Annotated in this window: 20 protein-coding genes and 1 pseudogene; 8 read left to right on the plus strand and 13 right to left on the minus strand. The window is 61.5% G+C overall.

What is annotated here, in order from left to right:
* Window positions 1-31: 31 nt before the first annotated feature.
* The 8 genes from FHW92_RS00330 to FHW92_RS00365 form a co-directional block, all read right to left on the minus strand.
* Window positions 32-1330, minus strand: coding sequence for an ankyrin repeat domain-containing protein (locus tag FHW92_RS00330; RefSeq protein ID WP_168601247.1), 1299 nt, complete (start codon window positions 1328-1330; stop codon window positions 32-34).
* Window positions 1323-2657 carry a DUF1552 domain-containing protein gene (locus FHW92_RS00335; RefSeq protein WP_168601248.1) on the minus strand — a complete coding sequence of 445 codons (1335 nt, stop codon included), beginning with the start codon at window positions 2655-2657 and terminating at the stop codon, window positions 1323-1325. Before FHW92_RS00335 ends, FHW92_RS00330 begins: the two co-directional genes overlap by 8 nt.
* Window positions 2654-5110, minus strand: coding sequence for a DUF1592 domain-containing protein (locus tag FHW92_RS00340; protein ID WP_246869844.1), 2457 nt, complete (start codon window positions 5108-5110; stop codon window positions 2654-2656). The genes FHW92_RS00335 and FHW92_RS00340 overlap by 4 nt, the downstream gene beginning before the upstream one ends.
* 217 nt (window positions 5111-5327) lie before the next feature.
* Window positions 5328-5939 (minus strand): pyridoxamine 5'-phosphate oxidase family protein, encoded by a 612-nt coding sequence (locus FHW92_RS00345; RefSeq protein WP_168602058.1) that lies wholly within the window; start codon window positions 5937-5939, stop codon window positions 5328-5330.
* A gap of 157 nt (window positions 5940-6096) precedes the next feature.
* On the minus strand, window positions 6097-6678 hold the full coding sequence (locus tag FHW92_RS00350) for a TetR/AcrR family transcriptional regulator (RefSeq protein WP_168601250.1): 582 nt from the start codon (window positions 6676-6678) through the stop codon (window positions 6097-6099).
* Window positions 6675-7139, minus strand: coding sequence for a DUF1348 family protein (locus FHW92_RS00355; RefSeq protein ID WP_168601251.1), 465 nt, complete (start codon window positions 7137-7139; stop codon window positions 6675-6677). Before FHW92_RS00355 ends, FHW92_RS00350 begins: the two co-directional genes overlap by 4 nt.
* A gap of 355 nt (window positions 7140-7494) precedes the next feature.
* Window positions 7495-7686, minus strand: a complete 192-nt coding sequence (locus FHW92_RS00360) for a hypothetical protein (protein WP_246869845.1) — start codon at window positions 7684-7686, stop codon at window positions 7495-7497.
* Entirely contained in the window at window positions 7641-8645 is a 1005-nt protein-coding gene (locus tag FHW92_RS00365) for a type IV secretory system conjugative DNA transfer family protein (RefSeq protein ID WP_246869909.1), read from the minus strand. Before FHW92_RS00365 ends, FHW92_RS00360 begins: the two co-directional genes overlap by 46 nt.
* 262 nt (window positions 8646-8907) lie before the next feature.
* On the opposite strand from FHW92_RS00365, the gene FHW92_RS00370 reads away from it, so the two are divergent.
* The 4 genes and pseudogenes from FHW92_RS00370 to FHW92_RS00385 all read left to right on the plus strand — a co-directional run.
* Window positions 8908-9294: a hypothetical protein gene (locus FHW92_RS00370; RefSeq protein WP_168601252.1), complete on the plus strand. Its 387-nt coding sequence runs from the start codon at window positions 8908-8910 to the stop codon at window positions 9292-9294.
* Window positions 9295-9481: 187 nt separating this feature from the next.
* Window positions 9482-11629: a TonB-dependent receptor plug domain-containing protein gene (locus tag FHW92_RS00375; RefSeq protein WP_168601253.1), complete on the plus strand. Its 2148-nt coding sequence runs from the start codon at window positions 9482-9484 to the stop codon at window positions 11627-11629.
* 36 nt (window positions 11630-11665) lie between these two features.
* On the plus strand, window positions 11666-12208 hold the full coding sequence (locus FHW92_RS00380; protein ID WP_168601254.1) for a cytochrome c: 543 nt from the start codon (window positions 11666-11668) through the stop codon (window positions 12206-12208).
* 358 nt (window positions 12209-12566) lie between these two features.
* Window positions 12567-13163, plus strand: a pseudogene (locus tag FHW92_RS00385) (IS5 family transposase); the annotation flags it as partial.
* A 146-nt stretch (window positions 13164-13309) separates the two neighbouring features.
* Here the strand turns inward: FHW92_RS00385 and FHW92_RS00390 are convergent.
* The 4 genes from FHW92_RS00390 to FHW92_RS00405 all read right to left on the minus strand — a co-directional run bounded on the left by FHW92_RS00390 (window position 13310) and on the right by FHW92_RS00405 (window position 18408).
* A complete protein-coding gene (locus FHW92_RS00390) occupies window positions 13310-14698 on the minus strand; it encodes an MATE family efflux transporter (protein ID WP_168601255.1) in 1389 nt (462 codons plus the stop codon).
* 128 nt (window positions 14699-14826) lie between these two features.
* Window positions 14827-15378: a GNAT family protein gene (locus tag FHW92_RS00395; RefSeq protein WP_168601256.1), complete on the minus strand. Its 552-nt coding sequence runs from the start codon at window positions 15376-15378 to the stop codon at window positions 14827-14829.
* Between the two features lie 107 nt (window positions 15379-15485).
* The gene (locus FHW92_RS00400) at window positions 15486-16073 is read right to left on the minus strand and encodes an NAD(P)H-dependent oxidoreductase (RefSeq protein WP_168601257.1); all 588 of its coding nucleotides are present in this window, start codon (window positions 16071-16073) and stop codon (window positions 15486-15488) included.
* Between the two features lie 82 nt (window positions 16074-16155).
* Window positions 16156-18408: a TonB-dependent receptor gene (locus FHW92_RS00405; protein WP_168601258.1), complete on the minus strand. Its 2253-nt coding sequence runs from the start codon at window positions 18406-18408 to the stop codon at window positions 16156-16158.
* Window positions 18409-18784: 376 nt separating this feature from the next.
* Here FHW92_RS00405 and FHW92_RS00410 point away from each other — a divergent pair, with 376 nt between their 5' ends.
* Window positions 18785-19966, plus strand: coding sequence for an acyl-CoA dehydrogenase family protein (locus FHW92_RS00410; RefSeq protein WP_168601259.1), 1182 nt, complete (start codon window positions 18785-18787; stop codon window positions 19964-19966).
* Window positions 19967-20052: 86 nt separating this feature from the next.
* Here FHW92_RS00410 and FHW92_RS00415 read toward each other — a convergent pair whose 3' ends face one another.
* On the minus strand, window positions 20053-20997 hold the full coding sequence (locus tag FHW92_RS00415) for a LysR family transcriptional regulator (protein ID WP_210428315.1): 945 nt from the start codon (window positions 20995-20997) through the stop codon (window positions 20053-20055).
* 262 nt (window positions 20998-21259) lie between these two features.
* On the opposite strand from FHW92_RS00415, the gene FHW92_RS00420 reads away from it, so the two are divergent.
* The 3 genes from FHW92_RS00420 to FHW92_RS00430 all read left to right on the plus strand — a co-directional run bounded on the left by FHW92_RS00420 (window position 21260) and on the right by FHW92_RS00430 (window position 24257).
* Window positions 21260-22624 (plus strand): aminotransferase, encoded by a 1365-nt coding sequence (locus tag FHW92_RS00420; protein WP_168601260.1) that lies wholly within the window; start codon window positions 21260-21262, stop codon window positions 22622-22624.
* Between the two features lie 68 nt (window positions 22625-22692).
* Entirely contained in the window at window positions 22693-23874 is a 1182-nt protein-coding gene (locus tag FHW92_RS00425) for an MFS transporter (RefSeq protein WP_168601261.1), read from the plus strand.
* Window positions 23871-24257 (plus strand): carboxymuconolactone decarboxylase family protein, encoded by a 387-nt coding sequence (locus FHW92_RS00430; protein ID WP_168601262.1) that lies wholly within the window; start codon window positions 23871-23873, stop codon window positions 24255-24257. Before FHW92_RS00425 ends, FHW92_RS00430 begins: the two co-directional genes overlap by 4 nt.
* Window positions 24258-24279 lie beyond the last annotated feature (22 nt).

A 24279-nucleotide genomic window follows, 5' to 3' on the forward strand; every position in this document is an offset into this window, starting at 1 on the left:
GCGTAGGTGAGGCGCCCCAGGCTTCTCCGCTTTATGTCGCCGGAGAAGCCTGCCCCGCCTGTGCCTGAGGAAAGGCGGCAAAGAAGGCGTTGCGCACTTCGGTCTGTGCCCCGGCCGCGATTTTGGCGGGCGTGGCGCCGCGCACATTGGCCAGATCAGGCCGCGCCCCGGCCCGCGCCATCGCCATGAACATCGCGGCCAGGTCCGCCGCAGGCCTGCTGCCCGCCAGCACATGCAGCGCGCTGTTTCCTTTGGCATCGACCAGTTCCGGCTTGGGCAGGGCGGCCAGAGCCACTTCCAGCGCGGCCAGTGTCCGGCTGCGGGCCGCCGCGATCAACAGGTTCTCGCCATCCTGCGCCACGAAATCCGCTTTGGCTCCTGCCGCAATCAGCGCTTTCATCGCCTCGGCCTGCCCGGCTTCGGCGGCCATGAGCAGCGGCACTTTGGGCGGCACCGGCGGCGGCGCCACACCGAAATTGGCCTCGGTCACCCATGTGATGCGCGAGAAGCCGGATAGCCCCTCCACCGCCGCGCCCCGCGCGATCAGCAGACGGACGAGGCCCACATCTCCCCCGGCGGCGGCCCGGTGCAGCAATTGCCAGCCTTCGCGGTCACGCTCATTCAGATCGACGCCCCCGTGTTCGATCAACAGGCGCAACACCTCCCAGCGCCCCTGATAGGCGGCCAATTGCGCCGCGCTGGTGTTTTCCGGCCCGCGCACCGTTGCATCCGCCCCCGCCGCCAACAAGGCCGAGACCGCCGCAACATCCCCCGATTTCACCGCAAAGAGCAAAGGAGTAAAACCACCCTGCGACACCGCTCTTGCCGAAGCCCCGGCCCGGAGCAGAGCCGAAACCGCCTCTGCCCGGCCGGAGGATGCCGCCCACATCAAAGGTGTTTGCCCCCGCGCATCGCGCAGATCGACCTCGCCATGGGCCATCCGCTCCACCACCGAGGCAGGCGCGAAACGGGCGCACAGATGCAGGGGCGTGGCGCCGTCACTGCGTGCGCGTCGCGGGTCGGCCCCGGCATCCAGCAAAGCCCCGATCATGCCCGCATCGCCCATTTCGCAGGCCAGCCATAATGCGCCCACGCCATCCTGATCCACGGCATTGACCTGCGCCCCGGCCCGGATCAGCGCGCGGACTGCCCCGCGATCCTGATGCGACACGGCCAGCATCAGCGGCGTTTCGCCATAGGCCAGAGGGCGATTGGCCTGTGCCAGCGAGGCCGCCACCCCGCGCTCGTCACCCAGACGTATCGCGTCGGCCAATTCCTGCGCCTGAACCGGCGCGGCCACAAGCGCGGCCAACAGCCAAACCTTACGCAAGGGCCAATTCCTTGAGCGCGCCGGTGCTGTCGCCAAATTTTTCGACAGACATCCCCACCGCCTGCAGCCCGGTCAGCAGCAGGTTCGACATGGTGGTGCCCTTTTCCACCCGCGCATGGCCGATATGGCGCACCAATCCGCCCGCGACCACGATGGGCAGGTCCATGAAATCATGATCGTTGGAATCGCCAAAGGCCGATCCGCGCAGCACGAAACTGGTGTCGAGCAGGCTGGCCTCGCCATCGCGCGCACTGTCCAGCTTGTCCAGCAGATAGGCAAAATAGGTCATGTGATAGCGGTTGATCTGCGCCAGTTTTGTCTTCTTCTCCGCCATCTGTCCGTGATGGCTGAGCATGTGGTGGGAATCGGGCACGCCGATCTCGGGATAGGTGCGGTTGCTGATTTCGCGCCCGGCCATAAAGGTGGCGACGCGCGTGATGTCGGCCTGCATGGCCAGCACCTGAAGATCCAGCATCAGGCGGACATGCTCATCGAAACTGTCGGGAATGCCCGCCGGACGCTCGATCCCGGCCTGCGCCATCGGGGTGTTGGCGGCGCGCTGGATGCGGCGCTCGATGTCGCGCGTAGCGGTCAGGTATTCGTCCAGCTTTCTCCGGTCCTCCATGCCCAATTGCCGGTTCAGCCTTGCCGCATCTTCGCGCACGAAGTCGAGCAGGCTGGCCTGACGGCGCAACCTCGCGGCCTGCGCGGCGGCATCCACCGCATCGCCATCACCAAACATCCGCTCGAAAATCTCGGCTGGATTGGCCGCCACCGGCAGGGGCACCGTCGGGTTCATCCACGAAAGCCCGTTGGTATAGGCGCAGCTGTAGCCGATGTCACAGCTGCCCAGCAGGCTGGGCTGATCGATCCCCGCCTCGATCGAGGGCAGAGCCGTGGCATCGCCCAGATGGCGGGCATAGGCCTGATCCATCGAAATGGCGCAGCGGATGTCGGTGCCCTCGGTCTGGCGGACATGGGTGCCGGTCAGGAAAGCCGGGCACGACCGCCCGTGGCCCGCCGAAAGATCGCCCATCGCGGCTGCCTGCGGATGGCCAAGGCCGGTGATCACGCTCATCCGGCTTTTGAATTTTTCCAACGGGCCAAGGGTGGGTGTCAGCGCATAATCCATCCCTGTTGCGGCGGGACGGAACTGGTCCATCATCATGCCGTTGGGCGTATAGAAAACGAACAACCGGCGCGGTCGGGCCATGCGGTCGGCGGCCTTGGCCGACGGCGCCATCGCCTCCAGAAAAGGCAGGGCCATGGCGGCGCCTGCCCCGCGCAGCAGGGTGCGGCGGGAAAGGTTGGGGCGCGGGATCATCATGGGCGAAGGCTCCCCCCGTTTGTGTTCAAGGTGGTGGTGTTCAAGGTCATCTGCGCGGCTCCGACGGGCACTTTGCGCAGGCGGAAGGCATCGGACAGAACAATGCCGCGAATGACGGTGCGGATGCGGAAATTGTCGGCTTCGGCCATGCGGGCGATGGTGCGGATCTGGGGCCGGTCGCCCGCAATGATCCCGCGCCCCAGCGCATAGGTCATCAGTTTTTCGGTGAAGGCCTGCGTAAACTGATCCTTGCGCGCCAGCAGGATGCGGCGCAGCCCCGGCAGGCCCGCAAACCGCGTGCCGTCAGGCAAGGTGGCGCCGGCGTCGATCACCTGCCCCGCATCCATCGTGCGGCGCGCGCCGATGGCATCATAATTTTCCATGGCAAAACCGATCGGGTCCATCCGCACATGACATGCCGCGCAGGCCGGATCGGCGCGGTGCAGTTCGAGTTGTTCGCGCGCGGAAAGCAGTTTGCCGTCATGGGTGGTTTTCAGCGCGGGCACATCGGGCGGCGGCGGAGGCGGCGGCGAGGAAAGCAGGTTTTCCAGCACCCATTTGCCACGCTTCACCACGCTGGTGTGATTGCCATAGGAGGTGACGGTCAGGATGCTGGCCTGTCCCAGCAATCCGCCCCGGCCCCAGCGCGGATCGAGCGCCACCTTGCGCATGACGGTGCCGCGCACGCCGGGAATGCCGTAATGTTCGGCCAGGCGCTGGTTGAGGAAGGTGTAATCGCTGGAGAGGAAGTCGAGCAGGCTGCCGTTGGTTTTGACCAGATGGGCAAAGAACAATTCGGTTTCCGCCGCCATCGCGCCGCGCAGCCGCGTGTCGAATTGCGGGAAGACATCGGTATCGGGGCGCTGCTGATCCAGATTGCGCAGATAGAGCCACTGGCCCGCAAAGTGTTGCGTCAACGCCTTGGCGCGCGGATCATCCAGCATCCGCATCGCCTGCGCGGCCAGAACATCCGGCCGGTGCAGTTGATGCGTTTCGGCCAGCCGCAGCAGGGTTTCATCGGGCAGGCTGCTCCACAGGAACAGCGAGAGACGCGTGGCCAGATCGCGGTCCGCCACGGGATGGATGGTGCCGGGGGCGCCCCCCGCCGGATCGCTCTCGGCCTGAAACAGGAAATGAGGCGAGACCAGCAGCGCCGCCACGCCCGCCTCTATCCCGCGCTCAAACTGGCCGCTGGCGGCGCGTTCATCGTTATAGGCGTGCAGCAGAGGCGAAAGATCATCCGGGGAGATCGTGCGGCGATAGGCACGCCGGGCCAGCCTCCCCAGAATTTGCCTTGCGCAGCCATCTTCCTGCGCCGCATCGGCCGGGTGGCAGGTAAAGATGCGACGTCGGCTTGGCGTGTCCTGCGCCCCGGTGATGGCGGTCGGCCCCGCCACGTCCACTTCCATCACATCGCGCGGGAAATTCTGCTGCGCATAACGGTCCGAAAGCCGATAGGAGGGCACCATCAGCGTGGCCGCCCGCCGCCCGTCCACCAGGACATCCAGCGGCAGCATCACCGGTTTGTTCACCGGCAGCGGCACTTCATCCAGATTGTTGCGCAGGAACTGGACGCTTTCATCGGGCGCCACCTCGCGGCGGAAGGCCATGCCGATCCGGTGCGCCCCCGCCCCCAGCCGCACCCGCGCACTCACCCGGTCCTGGGGCAGACGGTCGCTTTCATTATTGGTGTTGGCGTTGAGCCAGCCCACCACATCATAATCGCCCGCCGCCCGGGCATAGAAATCCATGATCCCGCCCCCGCGCGAGGCGGGCGGCAAATCCTCGCTCATCCTTTCATTATAGGCCGGGCGGCCCGAATTCATGATCGAACCGTCCTTGGGCACGATATAGCTGGCAACCGAGGGGCGCGGGCGGTCGATCCCGGTGGCCAGACGCGCCACCTTGGTGCCCACCGCCACATAGCGTTCGACCAGCGTGGGCGAGACAGACAGAACATCGGCGATATTGTCGAAACCATAGCCCGAATTGTCCTGCGGCAATTCGCGCGAGACATCGACATGGAGCGCCAGCAGATCGCGCACGGCGGCTGCATATTCCACCCGGTTCAAACGCCGCAGCGTGGCCCGGCCCGGATCGGGATGGACTGCAGCAAAGGCATCGCGCCCCGCAGCCACCCAGCGCACAAAGGCGGCGCGCATTTCGGGCGATGGCTGGCGCTTGGTGTGGGGGGGCATTTCATCCTGCGACACTTTGCGCAGGATTGCCTCCCAGATTTCGGCCCGCCTGCCCTGCGGTATGTCATCCCCGCGCAGGTCGTCGAAAGAGAGCGATCCGGCCTCGTCAATATCGTTGTGGCACGAGGCGCAGTAATCCTCGACCATCGACAGCGCGGCCTTGTCGTTGAAGGCCAGCGCCAGATGGGGCGACGCCGCAGGGGTTTGCGCCGAATGCAGGGCGCCTGTGGTCGCCAGCGCCAACAGGCTGGTCATCAGGCCCGCCCGTCCGAAATGGTTTGCCCCGATGCGGCGCATGCTATGCAGATCCCGATGGTTGGTATGGCGCGTCCCTGTGCGGCGCGGCATCGGGCTAATCGCTTGCGGCGTTGCCGTCTATTGCCGTTATTGCCATAAGCTGTACGCAAAAATAGAGCGCCCCTTGTGGCGTCAGGCCCTTCCAGGCTGCATGCCGCTGCCACAGGTCAGTTTTTCAGCCATGATGAAGTTCTTCCAATTCCACAACGCGGGCGCGCAACCGGTCAATTTCAGCCAGCAGGGGCCGAGTGGCTTCTGCAATCTGCGCCTCTGTGAAGCGGGGTGTGATATGCTGAGGGCAATTCCAGTCGAACCCGACGATATCGATCACGAAGGCCCTCTCTCCTTCGGCATCGTAACCGGGTACCATCAAGGCGGCGACCTTTTCGGGATCGTCGGTGATATGGGCATGGCCGATCATCTTGAGCCGACGCCGGTTCGGATAGTCCATCAGGAACAGACATACCCGATCATCGGCGGCCAGGTTTGCGGTCGAAAGGTACTGTCGATTGCCGCGATAATCGGCAAAACCGATACTGTTGCCGGAGATCCGGCGCAAAAATCCTGCCGGTCCACCGCGATGCTGCACATAGGGCCAGCCACCTTCGCTGAGGCTGGCCAAATAGAAGCTGTCCCGCGCGGCGATGAAATCCAGTTCTCGATCGGTAAGAATATCCATCTTGCCCGCCTGGGCCTCCATGCGTGCATAGGATGCCCGCGAACCGTCGACTTCCTGCAAGGCGCGCGAGCGTGGGCCAAACATGGTTTTGAAGAATGTGTGTGCCATCGAAACTGGGCCTCCTCGGGCGCGTTCGATCAGCCCTGCACGAAGGCGAGCGGATCGGGATTGATCGTGAGCATACCGCAGAGCCAATCGGGCTAACCGCAGGCATTGTTCTGGAAGCGGGCATAGGCCAATCGCATAAGCGGCGGCTTACAGAGTGTCAGCCAAAGCGGCCGATTGTATCAAGCAAGGTCGACCGCAGGCGATGCACGATCCGTTGAAAGCTCGCCTCATCACCAAGCGCCCGTGCCAGGACGATGGCCCCCTGTATTCCGGAAACCGCCTCTTCAGCCAGATCCAGGGCCATCGCCGGAGGCACCTTCCCCGCTTCGAGACATTGGGCCAAAGCCGAAATCCAGCGTGCGAAGTAATCCTTCACCTTGATCGCGAAGGTCTCGCCCGAAGAGTTCAGCCCGAGGCACCCCACCACGCATACTCTCCTCCCGGAGCGGAAATAGGCGGTCACGTCGTCAAACATGGCTGTAACAGCCGCTGCCGGATCAGACCCATGCTCCAACGGCGAGAAAATCGCTTTGGCGAACCAGCCGTCGATATTTTCAAGGACCGCCTCCATCATCTCCTCCTTCCCGCCGGGGAAGAAGTTGTAGAGGCTGCCTTTGCCAAGACCGGTGGCTTTGGACAGGGTGGCCAGGGTCGCGCCCTCGAAGCCGTGTTCACGGAAGGCTTCTGCCAGCGCCGGAATGGCACTTTCGCGATCAGTGAGGGCGCGCTTGGCTTTCAAAGGCCGAGGTCGCTCAGCGAGGGATGGTCGTCCGGACGACGGCCAAGAGGCCAGTGGAACAGACGATCCGCTTCCTTGATCGGCATTTCGTTGATGCTTGCGTGGCGGTTTGACATCAGTCCGTCTTCGGCGAATTGCCAGTTTTCATTTCCATAGGCCCGGTACCATTGGCCGGCATCGTCACGATACTCATAGGCATAGCGCACCGCAATACGGTTGCCGGTAAAGGCCCAAAGTTCCTTGATAAGCCGGTACTCGTGCTCCTTGTTCCACTTGCGCTCGAGGAAGGCCTGCGCCTCCTGACGGTTGGTCGCGAATTCGACCCGGTTACGCCAGCGGGTGTCGAGCGTGTAGGCCAAGGCCACCTTGGCCGCATCGCGGGTGTTCCAGCCATCTTCGGCCAGACGCACCTTCTCGACGGCGCTATCGTGGGTGAACGGGGGCAGCGGAGGACGGGACATGGTATTTCCTTTCGAGATGGGAAGGGTCTTGGCAAGCGCCGGGGCCGTGAGGGCCGCAGCAGAGAGGGCAGCTATGAAGGTGCGGCGGTTCAATGAACCCCCCTGTGGGGTTGTTCGCATGTACCTATCGGTACAATCTTTTACCGATAGGTACAAGTTATTTTTCAGGCAGCCAATCGGCGTCTTGGTTCATTCCGCCAACAACGCAGCACTTTCAGATGTTTATGTATGAAGTCCTGCTCCGTAACACGGCTTGGCGCTGGGGAGGCAAGGCTGCGCTCAGCGACTTGTGTCTCGGAGGAGACGGGAAGATAGGTTCACCATCCCGGCCTTCTTCAATCTGGGCGTCGGCCCGTCAGAAGGGCTTGGTCGGGAGATACTTGCCGTCGAGCGTGATGACGCAGCGGTGGCCGCCTTCGGGGTCTTCGCGCTTTTCAAGCTTGAGCTTGAAGTTGATCGCGCTGATGATGCCGTCACCGAAATCCTCGTGAACGAGGGACTTCAGGGTCGTCGCATAGACCTGAATGATCTCATAAAAGCGATACATGGTGGGATCGGTCGGCAAGTCTCGATCCCGCCGGAAACATATGCGCCCGACGGGTAGGTTGTCGTCCCTAGATTGGCGCGATGCTGAAGGAATCGCAGCAGCAGAATGCACATAGTATGGAGCAGCGCTCTGGGCTCGCGGCGTGCCACGTCAGGGCAATCTGATAATTGCGCCATGAGGATAGACCATAAGGGCGCCAACTGCCGGTTGCGAACAACCACGATCTCGATCTGCGAGGCCATCATCACGGCGGTGGTTTCGTCGGCTCCGCCCTTCATGAGCAGATCGGCGACACGGGCCACATCGCGGTCAAAAACATTGAGTCCGATGAGATGGTTGTGAAGCTCGGACACCACCGAACTGGCCAGTTTGGCAAGGCGCTGGGTGGCGATGATCGTGCCGATGCCGCGTTTGCGGCCCCTCGCGCACATATCGGTGAGCGTCGCCACCCCAAGGCGGCGGGTTTCCGCATCCCGCGCGGAAGCCGCCATATGCGGGGCGAGAAGATGGGCTTCGTCGATACAGACCAGCACCGTATTGCCCCAATGCTCGCGCGGGGCGGATAGGAGCCCTGCAAAGAAGGCCGCCGCCTTTTCGATGCGGATATCGGGTTCAAGATCGGTGAGATCGAGATGAAGGGCGATTCGATGCTGACGCGCGCGCAGCGCAAGGGCGGTCAGCCCGTCATTGGCATAGTCACGCGCGAGGATGGTGGTGGCGCCGATATGATCGGCCAGACTGGCAAATTCGCCCTCCGGATCGACGATGATCGTGGTGAGATAATCGAAAGCCTCCTCGATGATCCTGCGCGGGGTCTGGCTCTTGCCCGCCCCGGAGGAACCCTGAATGAGGCAGCGCCCCGCCATCAGCTTGGCGAGATCCAGTTCGAGCGGAGCGGTCGAAACGCGGCCGAACGGCACTTTCGTATCGGCGGCGAATTCATGGGCAGCAAAGGTCATGAAGCCGCCCATGTCGGGTGCAACCCGGATCATGGGCGACAGGGCATCGAGATCGAACCACGCGCGGCCCATCGTCGCCTTGCCAAGAAGACCTGCGATTTTCCCCGGCATCAGATCGGAATTGGCCAGGCCGCCCCAGCGTGGATGCGTTTGCAGGACCGGCAGATCGAGGTGGTGGCGCCTCACCTGTTTGAGAACGTGGACATATCGGACCGTGGCATCGTGCCCGGCCACTTCCTCGACCCTGATTTTGGTGCGGTACGTGGCGAGGATCGTCATGACGGCGCCTTGCCGACAAAAGAAACTGTCCCCAATTGCGCAGCAGCAGGTCATCGACAGTGTCGCCATCGCAATCGACGAGGACATCAGAGAAGCCCCTCTCGCGCCCGAAGGTGATCAGCGCCGCGAGGTCATCCGGCAAGGGCATTGCGCCGGGTTCGGCTGCAATCTGGTCGGAACGAACCAGCCGTGGACGGCAGCGGCAATGTCAAGCGGGCGGTCACCGGGCGGCCAGGAAGACCAGAGATCAAGCAGTTCGGCCGTCGCAGCGGAGAGATGTGCGGTCGACAGCGCCTGGTCACCCAAGAACCCGACATGGCCTGCCCCGCGCCTGGTCTGTTTTCCCGACGCGCTCTCCGACAAAGAGTAAAACATTCGGCGCGCGTGTAACGTCCTGTAACGTCCAACCAACGGTAATGAACTTGCGTCCAGCCGTCTGCTGGAAATACTGGAGGGGTGGATGCCGCCATGGCGGGTCCTCCCCCCGCATCGGCCATCATCCTCGGCGCCTTCTGGCAGTGCGGCGATGCTGCCCCCAGAGATTTGAGATCACCATCATGAACTTGCGTCTTTCCGCCCCCTGCGCCGCATCGCGCCTCCTCCTGCTGACAGGTGTCTGCACGATGGCCATCGCGGGCAAGGCATCCGCCGAGGATCAGCGCACGATCATCGTCACCGCATCGCGCAGCGAGATGATGGGCAAGGCCGAAACCGCCAGTCAGGGCTCGATCAGCCAGCAGGAGGTTGCCCTGCGCCCGATCTATCGCGCCGCGCAATTGTTCGAGAGCATCCCCGGCCTTGTCGTCACTACCCATTCGGGCGAGGGCAAGGCGCCCTATTATCTGATCCAGGGCTATGCGCTGGACCATGGCACCGATTTTGCCAATTTCATCGACGACATGCCGGTCAATCGCGGCACCAATGCCCATGGTCAGGGTTATTCCGATCTGGGCTTTCTGATCCCGCAGGTCGTGGCCGGGATCGATTATACGAAAGGCCCCTATTACGCGGGCGTAGGTGATTTCGGCTCGGTGGCGTCCGCACGCACGCGGCTTCTGAATGAAGCCCCCGCGCAAATGGCCGCGACCGTGGGCACCGATGGCTATCAGGAAGTTCAGGGCATGGCCACGCTGCGCCTTGGCAAGGACAAGCGGCTGCTGGGCTCGTTTCAGATCAGCCACTATGACGGCCCGTGGCAGCCGGGACAGAATTTCCGCAAACTCAACGGTATGCTGCGCTACAGTCAGGGCACCGCCAGAGACGGCTTCACCCTGACCGCCATGGCCTATGCCAGCGAGGGGCGGCTGACCACCGACCAGCCCCAGCGGGCGGTCGAGGCGGGCATCATCAGCCCCTACGGCACGCTGGACCCGAGCGATTACAGCCGCTCGCAACGTTACAGCCTGTCGGGCCATATCGAAAAACCCATCGGTCCGGGGCAATTCTCCGCCAGCCTCTATGCGATCCGTTCGACCATGACGCTGTGGAACAATTTCACCCATTACCTTTATGACCCCGTCAACGGCGACCAGCAGGCCCAGCATGAGGCGCGCACTGTGCTGGGCGGGCGGGCCAGCTATACGCTCAAGGCGCAGGTGCTGGGGCTGGAGACAGAGACGGTATGGGGCGCACAGATCCGCCACGATACCGCGCTGGTCGACCGCCGCCATACAAAGAACCGCGACACGATCCTGTCCAATTGCTTTCAGAAACAGGACGGTAGCGGCATCCTTTACTACAATGCCGTCAACGGCAATTGCAACGCCGACCGGGTGCATATCCTGATGCTCTCGCCCCATATGCAGACGACGCTGCGCTGGGCCAGTTGGCTGCGCACGGTGAGCGGCGTCCGGCTGGATTATATGCGGGCCGATGATGTCAGCTATGTCACCGGCACCAGCGGACGCGGCCATCAATATCTGTGGCAACCCAAGGGCAGCCTGATCCTTGGCCCATGGGCGAAGACCGAGTTCTATTTCAGCGCGGGGCGCGGGTTTCACTCCAATGACGTGCGCGGCGGGTTCGGCACAGTGCCCACGCAAGGCGTGCCGCTGGCGGCGGGTGGCACGCCGCTGCTGGCCTCGACCACGGGGATGGAGGTGGGGCTGCGCAGCAACCTTATCCCGCGCCTCAGCCTGCAAATCGCCGCGTTCCAGCAGGATTTCGGGTCGGAACTGCGCTATAACGCCGATACGGGCCAGAACGAGGCGGGCGCTCCCAGCCGCCGTCAGGGCATCGAGATTTCCGCGCAATATCGCCCGGTTCACTGGCTGGAGCTGAACGGCGATCTGGCCTTTGCGCGGCCGCGCTATCGCGGCGCCAATCTGGCGGCCTTTGGCATTGCCCAGCCCTATATCGCGGACGCGCCCAATTTCACCTATTCGGCGGGCGCGCTGGTCAACGGTCTGGGGCCGTGGTCGGGTTCGCTGCAATGGCGGCGGCTGGGCACGCATTCGCTGGCCGATGGACAGCTCGACCCGCGCGATGGGGGGTACAGCGAGTGGAACATCGACGTCACCTATGCGCTGGCGGGCGGATGGAAGGCGCAGGTCAGCCTGTTCAACATCTTTAACAGCCGAAGCGATTCAGCCACCTATTACTACACCTCCCGTCTGCAGGGCGAAGCAGCCGAGGGCGTCGAGGGTTATCACGCCCATCCGCTTGAGCCGCGCTCGGCCCGGTTTACCATCCGCAAGGAATTTTAAAGCGCGCGCGCAAGAAGTCAGGAAAGGATCGAAGGAATGGCAGATTGGAAATTGTTGGGCATGGCCGCGCTGGTACAGCTGGCCGTGTTGACGCAGGGCGCCGTCAAGCCTGCGCGCAAGGGGCCGGTGGTGGTCTATAGCGAGATGCACGATCACGTTGCGGCCAAGGCGCAGGTTCTATGGGACATCACCAATGCCAAGCTGGACGATGAGGGCAATCCTTCGGCCAAGAAGATGAAACCTGCCGACTGGATCAAGCTGCGCGCCGCCCTGACGGACCTGTCGGCCTCGCTCAACCGGCTGGGCGGGGCCAAGAGTTTTGTGGTGCGCAAGGCCGATCAGCATATCCTTGACGAACAGACCCCCGGAGGCGCCAAACCGGCCGACATTCAGCGCCACATCGACGCCAATCCCGCCGGCTTCCGCCAATATGCCACCGCCCTTGCCCGCCAGATCGACGGCATCGGTAAGGCCGCCGACCGCCGCGATCTCAAGACCGTCTATGAGGCGGCCGGCGAACTGGATGGCCAGTGCGAGACTTGTCACCAGACCTTCTGGTTCCCCAAGGACGCGCAATAAGGACCAGCGCCCGCCCCCAGGCAAGGAAGGCGGGCATCAGTGCGCAATTTCTCGATAAACTTGCGGTCGACCTAGTTGATCAGACTATTACCTTGCCGCGTTGATCGAGGCGGCTAATCCGCTCGACGCGATGCAGGGCGCGATTGCGCAGAAGTCAGCCGCAAACATTCCTCTTTACAGGTTTGCTCAAAGCATGCCCGCAGCATGGTGATTGCCCCAAACGCTCCATCCCAATGACGTCCACAACCTGACATCTCGATTACGCGAACGGGGTGGCACTTCTAAGGCGTAAACTCATAAACCGTGTTGAGTTTGCGGCCATTGCGTGATTCAGGCGCTACCCAGAAAGGGTAGGCAGGTGGCGTGGCGGCGATACGAACTGACGGACAAGGAATGGGCGATCATCGAGCCCCTGCTGCCTAACAAGCCACGCGGTGTGCCTCGGGTTGATGACCGCCGCGTTTTGAACGGGATCCTCTGGCAGTTTCGATCTGGTTCGCCCTGGGCAGAAGTCCCCGAACGCTACGGTCCCTCGACCACCTGCTACAACCGGTTCGTGCACTGGCGCAAAGCCGGGGTCTGGGACCGGCTGCTGGCGGCGGTTTCTGCGGGCTTCAACGGCGAATTGGTGATGATCGATTCCACCTGCGTGCGCGTCCACCAGCATGGTGCGACCGCGAAAAGGGGGGCATCCGATCATGGCATGGGAGCGCAGACGCGCAGTCCATCCGGGGGATGGGCGAGCACCGAGCCCCGGGGCGGCCTTACCAGCAAGCTCCATGCTCTTGTCGACGCTGAGGGACGTCCTGTCGGCCTGCGATTGACCGGCGGGCAGGTTCACGATGTCTGCGAAGCCGAAGCCCTGATTGCAGACATTCCCGAGGGTGCCACGCTGCTGGGAGACAAGGGCTATGACAGCAACGCCATCCGCGAGGCCGCTGCGGCGCGAGGCGCGCAACGCATTGATTTGATTTTCAGTACATGCCGGATGCAATCAGAACAGGAGTGTATCGCGGCCAAATAGGAACATTTGATGGTTTGGTAAACGGAGCAAAGCTCCCGGATCTCCGGGCGTGATCGCACGTAAATTGCGATCAATCCTTAAACGATACCAGCGCCAAAATTCAAACGGTCAATACGCGACAGCCATCGCATGGACAGCAAGATCGCCACGACAGCCAGCCCGGTTGCAAGCCCGATCCAAATGCCGACACCAGCCAGCGGCGTGCGCGTAGAAAGGAGGTATCCGGTTCCCATCCCTACCAGCCAATAGCCCAACACCGCCACCGTCATAGGATAGCGCGTGTCATGCAGCCCTCTGAGCAAACCCGCATTTACCGCCTGTGTGGTGTCCATCAATTGGAACACCCCAGCAATGTAGATAAATTTGGTGGCAAGCAGCACGACCTCGCCGTTTCGCGGGTCATGCAGATCCAGGAAAAGCGCGATGAGGTTGCGCGGCAGTGCTGCCAGCGTCAGCGCGGATGTCATCGCAAAGGCGAGGGCAAAACCAAGCGCGATCCATCCGGCTCTTCTGATGGCGATTGCATCCCTGCGGCCATAGGCGATCCCGACCCTGACCGTTGACGCCTGGCTGATGCCCAGCGGGACCATGAAGCACAGCCCCGCAATTTGATTGGCAATGGCATGGGCGGCCAGTGAGGAACGTCCAATTGTTCCCATGAGAAAGGCAGACGCGTTGAACACCGTCACTTCCATGGCAAATGTAACGGCGATAGGCGCGCCGAGCCGAAGCATAGTGAGGAGCCGGGGCCAATCCGCAACCCAGAAGCGGCCAAAAACGTGAAAGCGTTGAAACTGACGATCTCGTACAATGACCGTCACCAGAGTAAGCAACATGGCCAGCGCTGTCAGGCTGCTCGCCAGTCCCGCGCCGAAAAGGCCAAGGCGGGGCAGGCCCAGATGCCCCAATATCAGGCACCAGCCGAGCAGAAAATTGACGGGCAGCGCGGCAACAGTGATGATCACGCCCCAAAGCGGACGTTCCATTGCGCCCAGAAAATGCCGGAGCCCATAGAACCACAGATAGGGCAACAGTGCCCATTGCAGGCCCCGCAGAAGCATCTGAGCCTGGGCGGCAAGGACCGCATCCTGCTCCAGCGCCAGAAGGATTGTGGCTGCGTGCCACAGGGCAATCCATATTGGCACGCAAAAACCGGCCGTGATCCACATTCCCTGACGGACCGTGCGCCGTATTTCCCTCACCGAATACTTGTTCTGCCCTCGCTCGCGGGCAATCATCGGGGAAATCGCAGTCGCCAGCCCCATTCCGAAAATTTGAAAGGCATTATACAGATTCGTCGCCAGCGCACCCGAAGCAACCGCGTCAGAACCCAGATGGCCGATCAGAAAAAGATTGCCTGCCGCAATCAGAGACCATGCCAGATTGCCAATGATGAATGGCGCCGCAAGGCTGAAAAGCGCCCTAGCCTCCGATATGACTGGTTCAGAACGCCAGACAATCCGCATACTTTCTGTCCCTCCGATTGCCCAACCGAACGCGATCAAGCCATGGATTGAAGCGACGCGGGTTCAATGAATAAGCCGTGTCGGCAGCGCGATCGGAAAGCATGGCGACCTGCCGGTCTGAATGATTATCAGGCAGTGGCAACAGAATTACCTTGCGACGGCCATTCCTTGCTCAGCATCGCATATTGGAACGTATTTTCGAAAATTGGCTGACCATCAGCGTCGTCGATGAAGGATGCAAACTCCAGAAACAGGCCTTCGCGCCGCATCCCCAAACGCTCGCATAGGCGCTGCGATCCGACGTTGTCGTCTTCGACATAAGCGTAGATACGGCGAACACCTTGGCTGGAAAAAAGGTTGTCGATCAAAGCCCGGGATGCTTCGAAGGCGAACCCCGCGCCCGTATGATCGGGATTGAAGTGCCAACCTATCGAAACTGTATCGCCCTCCCGCTCCATAAACAGATCCCCGATCAGTTGCCCAGTATCCCGACGGCAGACAGCGACATAATCCCCGGCCGCAGCACGAATGCGTGCTTCGGCCTCTGCGGCAATCTCGTCCGCCACCGCCATGGAAGCGAAACAGGAAACACGCGGCTTGTGCAGATAGGCAAAGAGTGCCGGACCATCACCCTCGCGGAACTGACGAAGTGTTAGCCTGTCAGTTGTGGCAACAATCATCCGGTTTCCTCTTTTCCCCGTTGCCGTCGAGAATGGTCCAAGGCCGGCGTTTTGCTATGGAACCGCTTGCCAGAGAACAAAGCGCAGGCCACAAAGTCTCAGCAATGTTACCCTATTTGCTGCGGCTCGATCAGAATACGCGGGGAACCTAGCTCCGCCACTTCCCTTCGGTTATCGAGCGCAAAAGTAAAATGCTCGACCGCCCGCAACAGCATATCCTCGGTTTTGTCGACCAGCGCAGGTCCGGCCTCGCTGTAGATCCAGTCTGCTTCGGTCACCACGGTGGATTGCACGATGTGGCGCGCCGCCATGGACTGCAGCACCGGGCGAAGGGAATAGTCGAGCGCCAGCGCATGAGCCAGGCTGCCTGCCGTTGCGACGGGCAACACGGCCTTACCGGCCAAGCCAAATTGCGGAAGAATATCGAGCGCCAGTTTGACGATCCCGGCAAAAGACGCCTTGTAAATCGGAGTCGCCACCACCACGCCGTGAGCTTCATCCACCAGACGCAGCATTCTTTTGACGCCGGGATCGGAAAGGTCGAACCTTGCCAGCGCCTGACAGTCGATCTCTGCCAGACGGACGATCTCGGCTTCAATATCCGAGCGAGCCATTTGCGAGGCGATCCATGCCACCAACAGGCTGGTTTTGGAGGACCCACCTCCTCCAGCGAGGATCACGACCTTTTTGCTCATTCTCAATCCTGTGCGATTTCAAAGGGGAACAATACCTGCGTTTTCCGCCATCCCATCGGACGGCGGAAAACGCAGGTCCGGCTTACATCTTCCAGCCGAAGGTCACGCCCATCCAGCGCGGGCGGGCAAAGGTGGCCTGCGCCGAACCCAACGAAAGGCTGTTATCCAGATCATAGACCCGGAAACGCTTGTTGGTGACATTGTTGACAAAGGCGGTGATCGACCAATGGCCCAGCGTATAGCCGATGCGGGCATTGCCCATCACATGCGACTTTTCCAGATCGATGGGCGCGTTGAAGGTTGAGAAGTAGAAATCGCCATCATAGCGCCAGTCAGTGCTAAGGCTGACTTCACCCTTGCCCAGAGCGGAAGAATAGCTGCCGTTCCAGCCCGCGCTCCAACGGGGAGCCTGAGGCATGACGCGATCCGTCACCCGGCCCGAGGGCAGCGCGACATTGTTGATCTTCGTGTCAAGATAGGTGGCAAAGGCGCCCAGACGCATGCCCGAAATCGGGCGCACCGCGACCTCCATTTCCGCGCCCGTGATCTGGGCAGGCAGATTGGTGATGACCGCCGTCAGCCCCTGAATGATAAAGGCCTGATAATTGCTGTACTTATAATGGAAGAGCGAAGCGTTGACATCCAGCTTGCGGTTGAGCGTCGAGATCTTGAACCCGCCCTCGTAATTGGTCAGCACTTCCTGACGATAAGGGATGGTGTTGTTCAGATAATTGCCGTTCGCATCCTGAATAAGGAAGTTGGGAATGTCGAAGCCGCCGCTCTTGGTGCCCCGGTTGATGCCTGCATAGAACAGCACGTCCTTCATCGGGCGATATTCAAGCCCGGCCTTGCCCGACCAGTTGCGATAATATTGCACAGCCAGCGGATTGTTGCCAGGATTGAACCTGTCATCCACGCCGTTCAGGGTAACGACGCCGGTGGTGTAGCCATAATCGCCGACCACAGAGTGGAAATAATCGTCCTTCTTGCGATCCCAACTGTAACGGCCGCCCAGAGTCAAGGTGAGCTTATCGGTCACCTTATAGTCAAACTGACCAAAGGGCGCAAAACTGAGCGTTTTCTGCGGCCCGCCTGCCTGCAGGCGGCCGACGAGAAAGCCCGGAATCTGGCCGTCGATCGTGGCGCGCGCATCGGCATCAATCACCAGACCATAGATGCCCGCCACCCAGTTCAGGCGATCGGTCTTGCCCGACAGGCGGAATTCCTGTGACGCCTGCCACTGGGTCTGATCCTGATAATAGTCAAAGACGCTTTGCGGCGTCATGTCGGTGTCTTCGCCGTAATGCTTGGTCACGTGCTGATAATCGGTGATCGACACGAACTGGATATTATCGTTGAGCGGCTGTTCATAGCGCGCCGAAACGCTCCAGAACGTGCGGCGGAAACGCGGCACGTTGTTAAACGACTGCACAAAGGGCGATGGATTGGTGTTGATATAGCCCAAATTGTCGGGCTGTCCCGGATTGGGCACGCCCAGACCATCGGCATTGGGCTGCGCGGCCAGCCATGTATAGGGCGCGCTGGTTTCGCTGCGGTTTTGCAGATATTGCACCTTGACGCGCAACAGACCGCTTGCCCCCACGTCGCCTTCGATCTGGCCGCGCGCGCCAAAGAAATGGCGGCTGCCCACATTGGGGCCGGAAAGGTTCTGGATATAGCCGCCGTAATCGTCACTGGTCACGGCCAGACGGGCGCGAACACGGTCGGACAGCGGACCGCTGATAAAGGCATCGGCGCCCACTTCGCCATAGTCGCCAAGGGTGAGCGAGGCGGCAGCCTCCAGTTTCTTGGTCGGCTTGGCGGTGATATATTGCACCAGGCCGCCCGTGGCGTTGCGGCCAAACAGCGTGCCTTGCGGGCCGCGCAGCACCTCGATGCGTTCAAGGTCGAAATTCTGACCGCTGATGGCGGAGAGCGCCGCGCCGTAAACTTCGTCATTGTAGAAGGCGATTGGGGCTTCCTGACTGTCGGCAAAATCGTTCTGCGACACGCCGCGAATGTTGAAGATCACCGAACTGGGGCTGAACTGCTGGACCTGAAAACTGGGCAGGCGGGTGACAAGCGCGGTGGCGTCCTGATGCCCCACGGCCTTCATCTCATCAGCGCCCAGCGCGGCAATGGAAAGCGGAACATCGCGCAGGCTTTGCTGGCGCTTCTGCGCGGTCACCACGATTTCGCCGGCCATGGGCGCGGCCCCCGCATCAGCCGAAGGGGCCGCCGCATTATCGGCCGCCTGCGCGGATGTAGCAAGCAGGATGGCCATGGCGGAACCAAGGATAAGATCCCGTTTGAGGCTTTGGCGGTGGTTAGTCATGGTCTCCCTTTCATCAACACAGAGCCCGCCGCATTGCATGCAGCGAGGTTTCACCTGCGAGTCTGTCCCCTCGTTTATCCGAGAGCAACGATTTGCGCTTAATATTGACCATTGTTTCGTAAATGCAACCGAAAAATTTCGCCACCGCACTTTGACGTAATGCACGCCAAACATCCCGGAAATTCGGCCGCATGAATTTACATATATCATTGTATTTATGATGTTTTTGTCAAACATAAATGGTTGCACTCGTGCAACAGTATGCGCCTATTGACGTATTTGATTGCATTATGGCAACCTTAGAACGCCACAATGAGCGACAGTGATTCGAGAGGAGTCAAAAATGTCCGCCAGCCTATCGAAAGAGGAGAGTTCCATGGGTGCATCGCACACTTTGGCGCAGGATCTGGTGAAGCGTGCCGCCGACATGATCCCGGTGCTGCGCGAACGCGAAGCCGAGACGCGCCGCAACGGTCAGGTCAGCGATCAGACCATTCAGGAATTTGTGGACGCCGGCTTTTACAAAGTGCTCCAGCCCAAGGCCTATGGCGGCTATGAATTGTCGCCCAAGGTCTATGTCGACATCGCCCGCCAGCTTGCGCTGGGCTGCATGGCCAGCGCCTGGGTCTATGGCGTGGTGGCGGTGCATAACTGGCAAATGGCGCTGTTCGATGATCGCGCGGCCCAGGATGTCTGGGGCGCGGACAATTCGGTGCGGATCAGCTCGTCGTACATGCCGGTGGGCAAGGTGGAACGGGTCGGGGGCGGCTATCGCCTGAGCGGGCGCTGGGCCTTTTCCAGCGGTTCGCATCATTGCGATTGGGTCATTCTGGGCGCCAACGTGCCCCGTGAGGATGGCGCGCCGGGCGTTGAGCCCTATAATTTCCTGATACCGCGCGCCGATTATCAGATCCTGAAGAATTGGGATGTGATGGGCCTGCAAGGTACGGGCAGCAACGATATTCTCGTTGAGGGCGCTTTCGTGCCCGAACATCGCGTGATCCGCGAATTTGACATGTTCCGCATGGAATGCCCCGGTCATGCCGTCAACAAGAGTGCGCTTTATCGCATCCCCTTTGCGCAGGTGTTCAACCGCACCGTTTCGACCACCTCACTCAGCACCCTGCAACGCGCGCTCGACACCTTTATCGAGGCCACGCGGGAGAAGCGCACCACCTACACAGGCCAGCGCATCGCGGGCGACAGCGCCATTCAGGAAACCATCGCCGAGGTGAAGCTGACACTGGATGATCTGGACATGCGGCTCAATCGCGATCTGGCCGAAATGGTCGATCGCGCAGAGCGCAATGACTGGCCGCTGGAGCGCCGCGCCGAACTGGGGGCCTCCACCACCTCGACCGTCAGCCGCTGCGTCACCGCCATTGACAAGCTGATGCTCTACAGCGGCGGCAAGGCGATATATCGCGGCAATCTGGTCCAGAACGCCTTTCTCGATATTCACACGGCGCGCGCGCATGTGGCGAACAATCCTGTGCCCTATTTCCGCAATCTGGGAGCCATGTCTTTCGGCTTCCCCAACGATTGCCTCGATCTTTGAGCCAGCCTTGCGGGGCGCGAACAATCGCGCCCAGCCAATAATCCACCCTGAGGGGGCGCCACATCTGCGGCGCCCCTTTTTTGCGCTTAATAGGCCTGCGTCAGGGCGATACCACCGCCCACACTGGCGGCCGGACCTTCGCGCACTTCCGAGGCGACGAAATCGACAAAGGCGCGAACCTTGGAAAGCATGTAGCTTCCCTTAGGAAAGAGCAGATGGAGCGGGATCGTCTCGGTCACCAGATCGGGCAGCAGCACCTCCAGCCTTCCGGCATCAATGTCATCGGCCACCAGAAAGCGCGGCATATAGCTGACGCCCAGATCCTGAAGCGAGGCCTCGCGCGCCATGCGCACCGAGTTCGACGTCAGAGGCCCGCGCCCGATCGCCACGGTCGTATCCTTGGAAAGCCGCCATTCGCCCAATTGCGACAGGTGGGTTTCGGAAATGCAGACATGCTCTTTAAGATCGCCGGCCGCCTTGGGCCGCCCCTCGCGGTCGAGATAGGCCGGCGAAGCCACCAGCACCATCGGATATTCGCGCAGCAGCACCGAATCAAGATTGGCGTCATAAGGCTCGCCAATCCAGAACGAGACATCGAATCTGCCCTTGAGCAAATCTGCCCGGCTGTCGGAAAGGTTGATGAACAGGCGAATATCGGAATAGGCCTGCAAAAAGCGCGGGATGATCTTGGTCAGGTCGAACAGCGAGGAAACCACCGGCGCATTGACCTTGAGATCGCCGCGCGGCTTTTGCTGCATCCCGGTCATCACGCGATTGGCTTCGTTCACCTCGTCCACAATCCGGGCGCAGCGCGCATACATTTCGCGCCCCACCGGGGTCAGCGTCACCGTTCGCGTGTTGCGCTCGAGCAGCTTCATGCCAACGCTGGTCTCAAGCCGCGAAATCTGTCGGCTCACGGCCGCCTTTGAATAGCCCAGCGAAGTTGCCGCCGCCGAAAAACTGCCGGTGCTCACCACTTCGGCAAAAGACATCATGGCGATGACGTTGTTGGTTTCAAGCTTGTCGTCCATCGGTCCAGATTCCTCTCTTCTGCCTTCGAGTCAAGCTGATGCCGCATGTCGCGCAGGAAACAAAGCGCTTGTTTCGGCCTCATAGCTCGTCGGAGGTAAACAGTGATGGGCTCGCGGGCACCAATGTTTACCCTTGACAACAAACTTAGGCTATTTACTGTGACTGTTGCAGATAATAATCCCTTCTCCCACGCAGGACCGAAGGGGGAGAAACCCAACGGGCAACCTTTCGGCTTGCCTGTCCCAGCCAATAGGACATGACATGACCCTGGATATTCAGCGCGCCGGAACGATCGACCAGCAAAGCCTGTTCCATCCCTTCACCTCCATTGCCGATCTGAAGGCCGATGGTCCCACGATCATGGCATCGGGCAAGGGCGTGCGCATCACCGACATCCACGGTCAGGAATATCTGGACGGCATGGCGGGCCTGTGGTGCGTCAATCTGGGCTATGGCCGCGAGGAAATCTCGGCGGCGATGGATGCGCAAAGCCGCCGTCTTTCCTTCTTCCATGCGTTCAACGGCATGTCGATCGATGTGGCCGTCGAATGCGCCGAAGAACTGCTCAAGCGCGCGCCCGTCCCCATGTCGCGCGTGTTCTTTGGCGCATCGGGCAGCGACGGCAACGAAACCCAGGCCAAGCTGATCTGGTATTACAACCAGCTGCGCGGCAAGCCTGAGAAGAAGAAGCTGATCTGCCGCTGGAACTCCTATCACGGCTCGGCGGTGCTGACGGCCAGCATGACCGGCCTGCCCGGCATGCATTCGCCCTTCCTGCTGCCGATGGGGCCGATTGTTCACACCAGCGCGCCCTATTACTATCGCAAGGCCCCCGAAGGCATGAGCGAGCGTGAATTCTCGCGCCAGCTGGCCAAGGAACTGGAGGAACTGATCGAGCGCGAAGGTGCGGACACGATCGGCGCCTTCTTTGCCGAAGCGGTGATGGGCGCAGGCGGCCTGATCCCACCGCCCGAAGGCTATTTCGAGGAAATCGTGCCGATCCTGCGCCGCAATGACATCCTTCTGGTCATGGATGAAGTGGTGTCCGGCTATGGTCGCCTCGGCACCTATTGGGGCGCGCAGACCTATAATGTCGAGCCCGACCTCATCACCTCGGCCAAGGGCGTGACCAGCGGCTACTTCCCGATGTCGGCCTGCTTCATCTCGCCCAAGGTCTGGGATGTGATCGAAAGCAATGCGGCAACTGCCGGCCTGTTCGGCCATGGCTTTACCTATTCGGCCCATCCGGTGGGTGCGGCGGCGGCGCTGGCCTCGCTGCGCCTGATCGACGAGGAGAACATCCTTGCCAATGTTCAGCAGCAGAGCGACTATCTGTTTGCCCAAATGCGCGCCGCCATCGGCGATCATCGCGCCGTGGGCGATATTCGCGGCAAGGGGCTGATGGTCGGCATCGAACTGGTCAAGGATCGCGCCACCAAGGAAATCCTGCCCATGGCTGATCGGACCGGGCGCCAGGTGCTCAAGGCGGCCGCCGCACGCGGCCTGATCACCCGCGCCTTGGGCGACACGCTGGTGTTTGCGCCGCCGCTGGTCATCAACCGGGCCGAAGTGGACGAACTGGTCGACAAGTTCGCGGCCGCCGTAAACGACGTATTGCCCGCCTGATAGCGGCTCATTCACACTGGCCAAGCGACACTGGCGCTGATTTTTCCCGATACGAACTGGGCCTTGCCATGGATCATGTTTCTACCATCGATGGACAGGCCCAATTGGGCCGCCATGCTGAACGGCTCAGCCCTGCGGGTCTGATCAGCGCCATTGTCATTGGTTTTGTAGGGGCGTTGTTTGTCTATGCTACGCCAGGCATTCTGGGCCTGATTGCCGCGCAATCGGGCGTGGATGACGAGCATCTGGGCTATATCGCCTCGTGGAACCTTAACGCCATGGCTGCCGCCATTGCCGTCAGCACGCTTTTGCTGACGCGGCTGTCATGGCGTCTGGCCATGGGGCTGGCGTTGCTGCTGATCGCCGGGGGAGATATGGTGACGGGCCTTGCCCATTCCTACGGCGCGATGGCCGGCGCACGCGCAATCACGGGCGCGGGCGAAGGCATGGCCATCGGCTTTTCCTTTGCCGCGCTGGGCCGCGCGCGCAATCCTGACCGCGCCTTTGCCTATTATCTGGTGGTGAGCGGCATTGCCGCGGCGATCCTCCTCTTCGCCCTGCCCGCGCTTCAGGAGCGTTATGCGCCTTCGGCCATTTTCATGGCCAGCGTGGCACTGACCGCCTTGACCGCGTTGGGCATCGTCGCCTTTCCGGAAGGCCAGAAGGACGAGGCCCATTTCGACCTTTCCGGCAAGGTGGACTGGCGCAAGACATTGTTCGGTCTGGCCGCCGTGCTTTTCGTGTTTTTCGCAATCAGCGCCGTCTGGTCCTATGCCGAGCGGATTGGCCATGCCTCCGGCCTTGGTGCGCAGACCGTGGCCAATGGCCTGTCACTGGGCATGGTGGGCGGCATTCTGGGCGCTTTGGCGGCGGCTGGCCTGCCGCAAGGCTGGGGGCGCGTCGGGCCGATCCTGACCGGCGGCGTGATTGCGATTGCCGGGTTTGAACTGCTCAATGGCCATGTCGGCGCCGCTGCGTTTGAATTGGGCAATTTTCTGATCTGGGGCGGGTGGAATTTTGCCCAGCCCCTGCTTTCAGGCCTCTGCGCCGATGCCGACAGCCGGGGCCGCGTGGTTTGCGCGATGGGCGCGGTGCAGACTTTCGGCATGGGGCTTGGCCCTGCGGTCGTGGCCCCCACGGTGGCGGGCGGCTCGTTTGGCGTGGCGATCACCATGGCCTCGGTCACGATGCTGATGGGCATCGGCTGCGTGGCGGCGGAACAGATGCTGGGGCGGAGCAAAAAGGCATGAGCGACACACCTTTCGAGCGTGGCCTGGCCATTCGGCGCGAGGTTCTGGGCGCCGATTACGTCGACGCGGCCATGGCTTCGGCGGATGAATTCATGCGCCCGATGCAGGAGCTTTCCACCGCCTATTGCTGGGGCGAGGTCTGGTCGCGCCCCGGATTGGCGCGGCGGGATCGCAGCCTGATCAACATTGCGATGATCGCCTGCCTCAACCGGCCGCAGGAGTTTCGCCTGCATATTCGTGCCGCTCTCAACAACGGACTGACGCGCGAGGAAATTCGCGAGGTTCTGTTGCAGGTGGCGGTCTATGCCGGGGTGCCCGCTGGAATCGCCTCTTTCCACATGGCCAAAGAGGTCTTTGCCGAACTGGATGCCGCGCCGGCATAAAACGAGAGGCCGGGGTGGATGC

It is taken from the genome of Novosphingobium sp. SG707 (genome assembly GCF_012275515.1).
Lineage (GTDB): Bacteria > Pseudomonadota > Alphaproteobacteria > Sphingomonadales > Sphingomonadaceae > Novosphingobium.

Excerpts from the sequence above, each read along its gene's own strand:
- FHW92_RS00335 (WP_168601248.1), bottom strand. The coding sequence starts at position 2,657 with ATGATGATCCCGCGCCCCAACCTTTCCCGCCGCACCCTGCTGCGCGGG.
- FHW92_RS00340 (WP_246869844.1), bottom strand. The coding sequence starts at position 5,110 with ATGACCAGCCTGTTGGCGCTGGCGACCACAGGCGCCCTGCATTCGGCG.
- FHW92_RS00345 (WP_168602058.1), bottom strand. The coding sequence starts at position 5,939 with ATGGCACACACATTCTTCAAAACCATGTTTGGCCCACGCTCGCGCGCC.
- FHW92_RS00355 (WP_168601251.1), bottom strand. The coding sequence starts at position 7,139 with ATGTCCCGTCCTCCGCTGCCCCCGTTCACCCACGATAGCGCCGTCGAG.
- FHW92_RS00360 (WP_246869845.1), bottom strand. The coding sequence starts at position 7,686 with ATGTATCGCTTTTATGAGATCATTCAGGTCTATGCGACGACCCTGAAG.
- FHW92_RS00365 (WP_246869909.1), bottom strand. The coding sequence starts at position 8,645 with ATGACCTTTGCTGCCCATGAATTCGCCGCCGATACGAAAGTGCCGTTC.
- FHW92_RS00375 (WP_168601253.1), top strand. The coding sequence starts at position 9,482 with ATGAACTTGCGTCTTTCCGCCCCCTGCGCCGCATCGCGCCTCCTCCTG.
- FHW92_RS00380 (WP_168601254.1), top strand. The coding sequence starts at position 11,666 with ATGGCAGATTGGAAATTGTTGGGCATGGCCGCGCTGGTACAGCTGGCC.
- FHW92_RS00390 (WP_168601255.1), bottom strand. The coding sequence starts at position 14,698 with ATGCGGATTGTCTGGCGTTCTGAACCAGTCATATCGGAGGCTAGGGCG.
- FHW92_RS00395 (WP_168601256.1), bottom strand. The coding sequence starts at position 15,378 with ATGATTGTTGCCACAACTGACAGGCTAACACTTCGTCAGTTCCGCGAG.
- FHW92_RS00400 (WP_168601257.1), bottom strand. The coding sequence starts at position 16,073 with ATGAGCAAAAAGGTCGTGATCCTCGCTGGAGGAGGTGGGTCCTCCAAA.
- FHW92_RS00405 (WP_168601258.1), bottom strand. The coding sequence starts at position 18,408 with ATGACTAACCACCGCCAAAGCCTCAAACGGGATCTTATCCTTGGTTCC.
- FHW92_RS00410 (WP_168601259.1), top strand. The coding sequence starts at position 18,785 with ATGGGTGCATCGCACACTTTGGCGCAGGATCTGGTGAAGCGTGCCGCC.
- FHW92_RS00415 (WP_210428315.1), bottom strand. The coding sequence starts at position 20,997 with ATGGACGACAAGCTTGAAACCAACAACGTCATCGCCATGATGTCTTTT.
- FHW92_RS00420 (WP_168601260.1), top strand. The coding sequence starts at position 21,260 with ATGACCCTGGATATTCAGCGCGCCGGAACGATCGACCAGCAAAGCCTG.
- FHW92_RS00425 (WP_168601261.1), top strand. The coding sequence starts at position 22,693 with ATGGATCATGTTTCTACCATCGATGGACAGGCCCAATTGGGCCGCCAT.
- FHW92_RS00430 (WP_168601262.1), top strand. The coding sequence starts at position 23,871 with ATGAGCGACACACCTTTCGAGCGTGGCCTGGCCATTCGGCGCGAGGTT.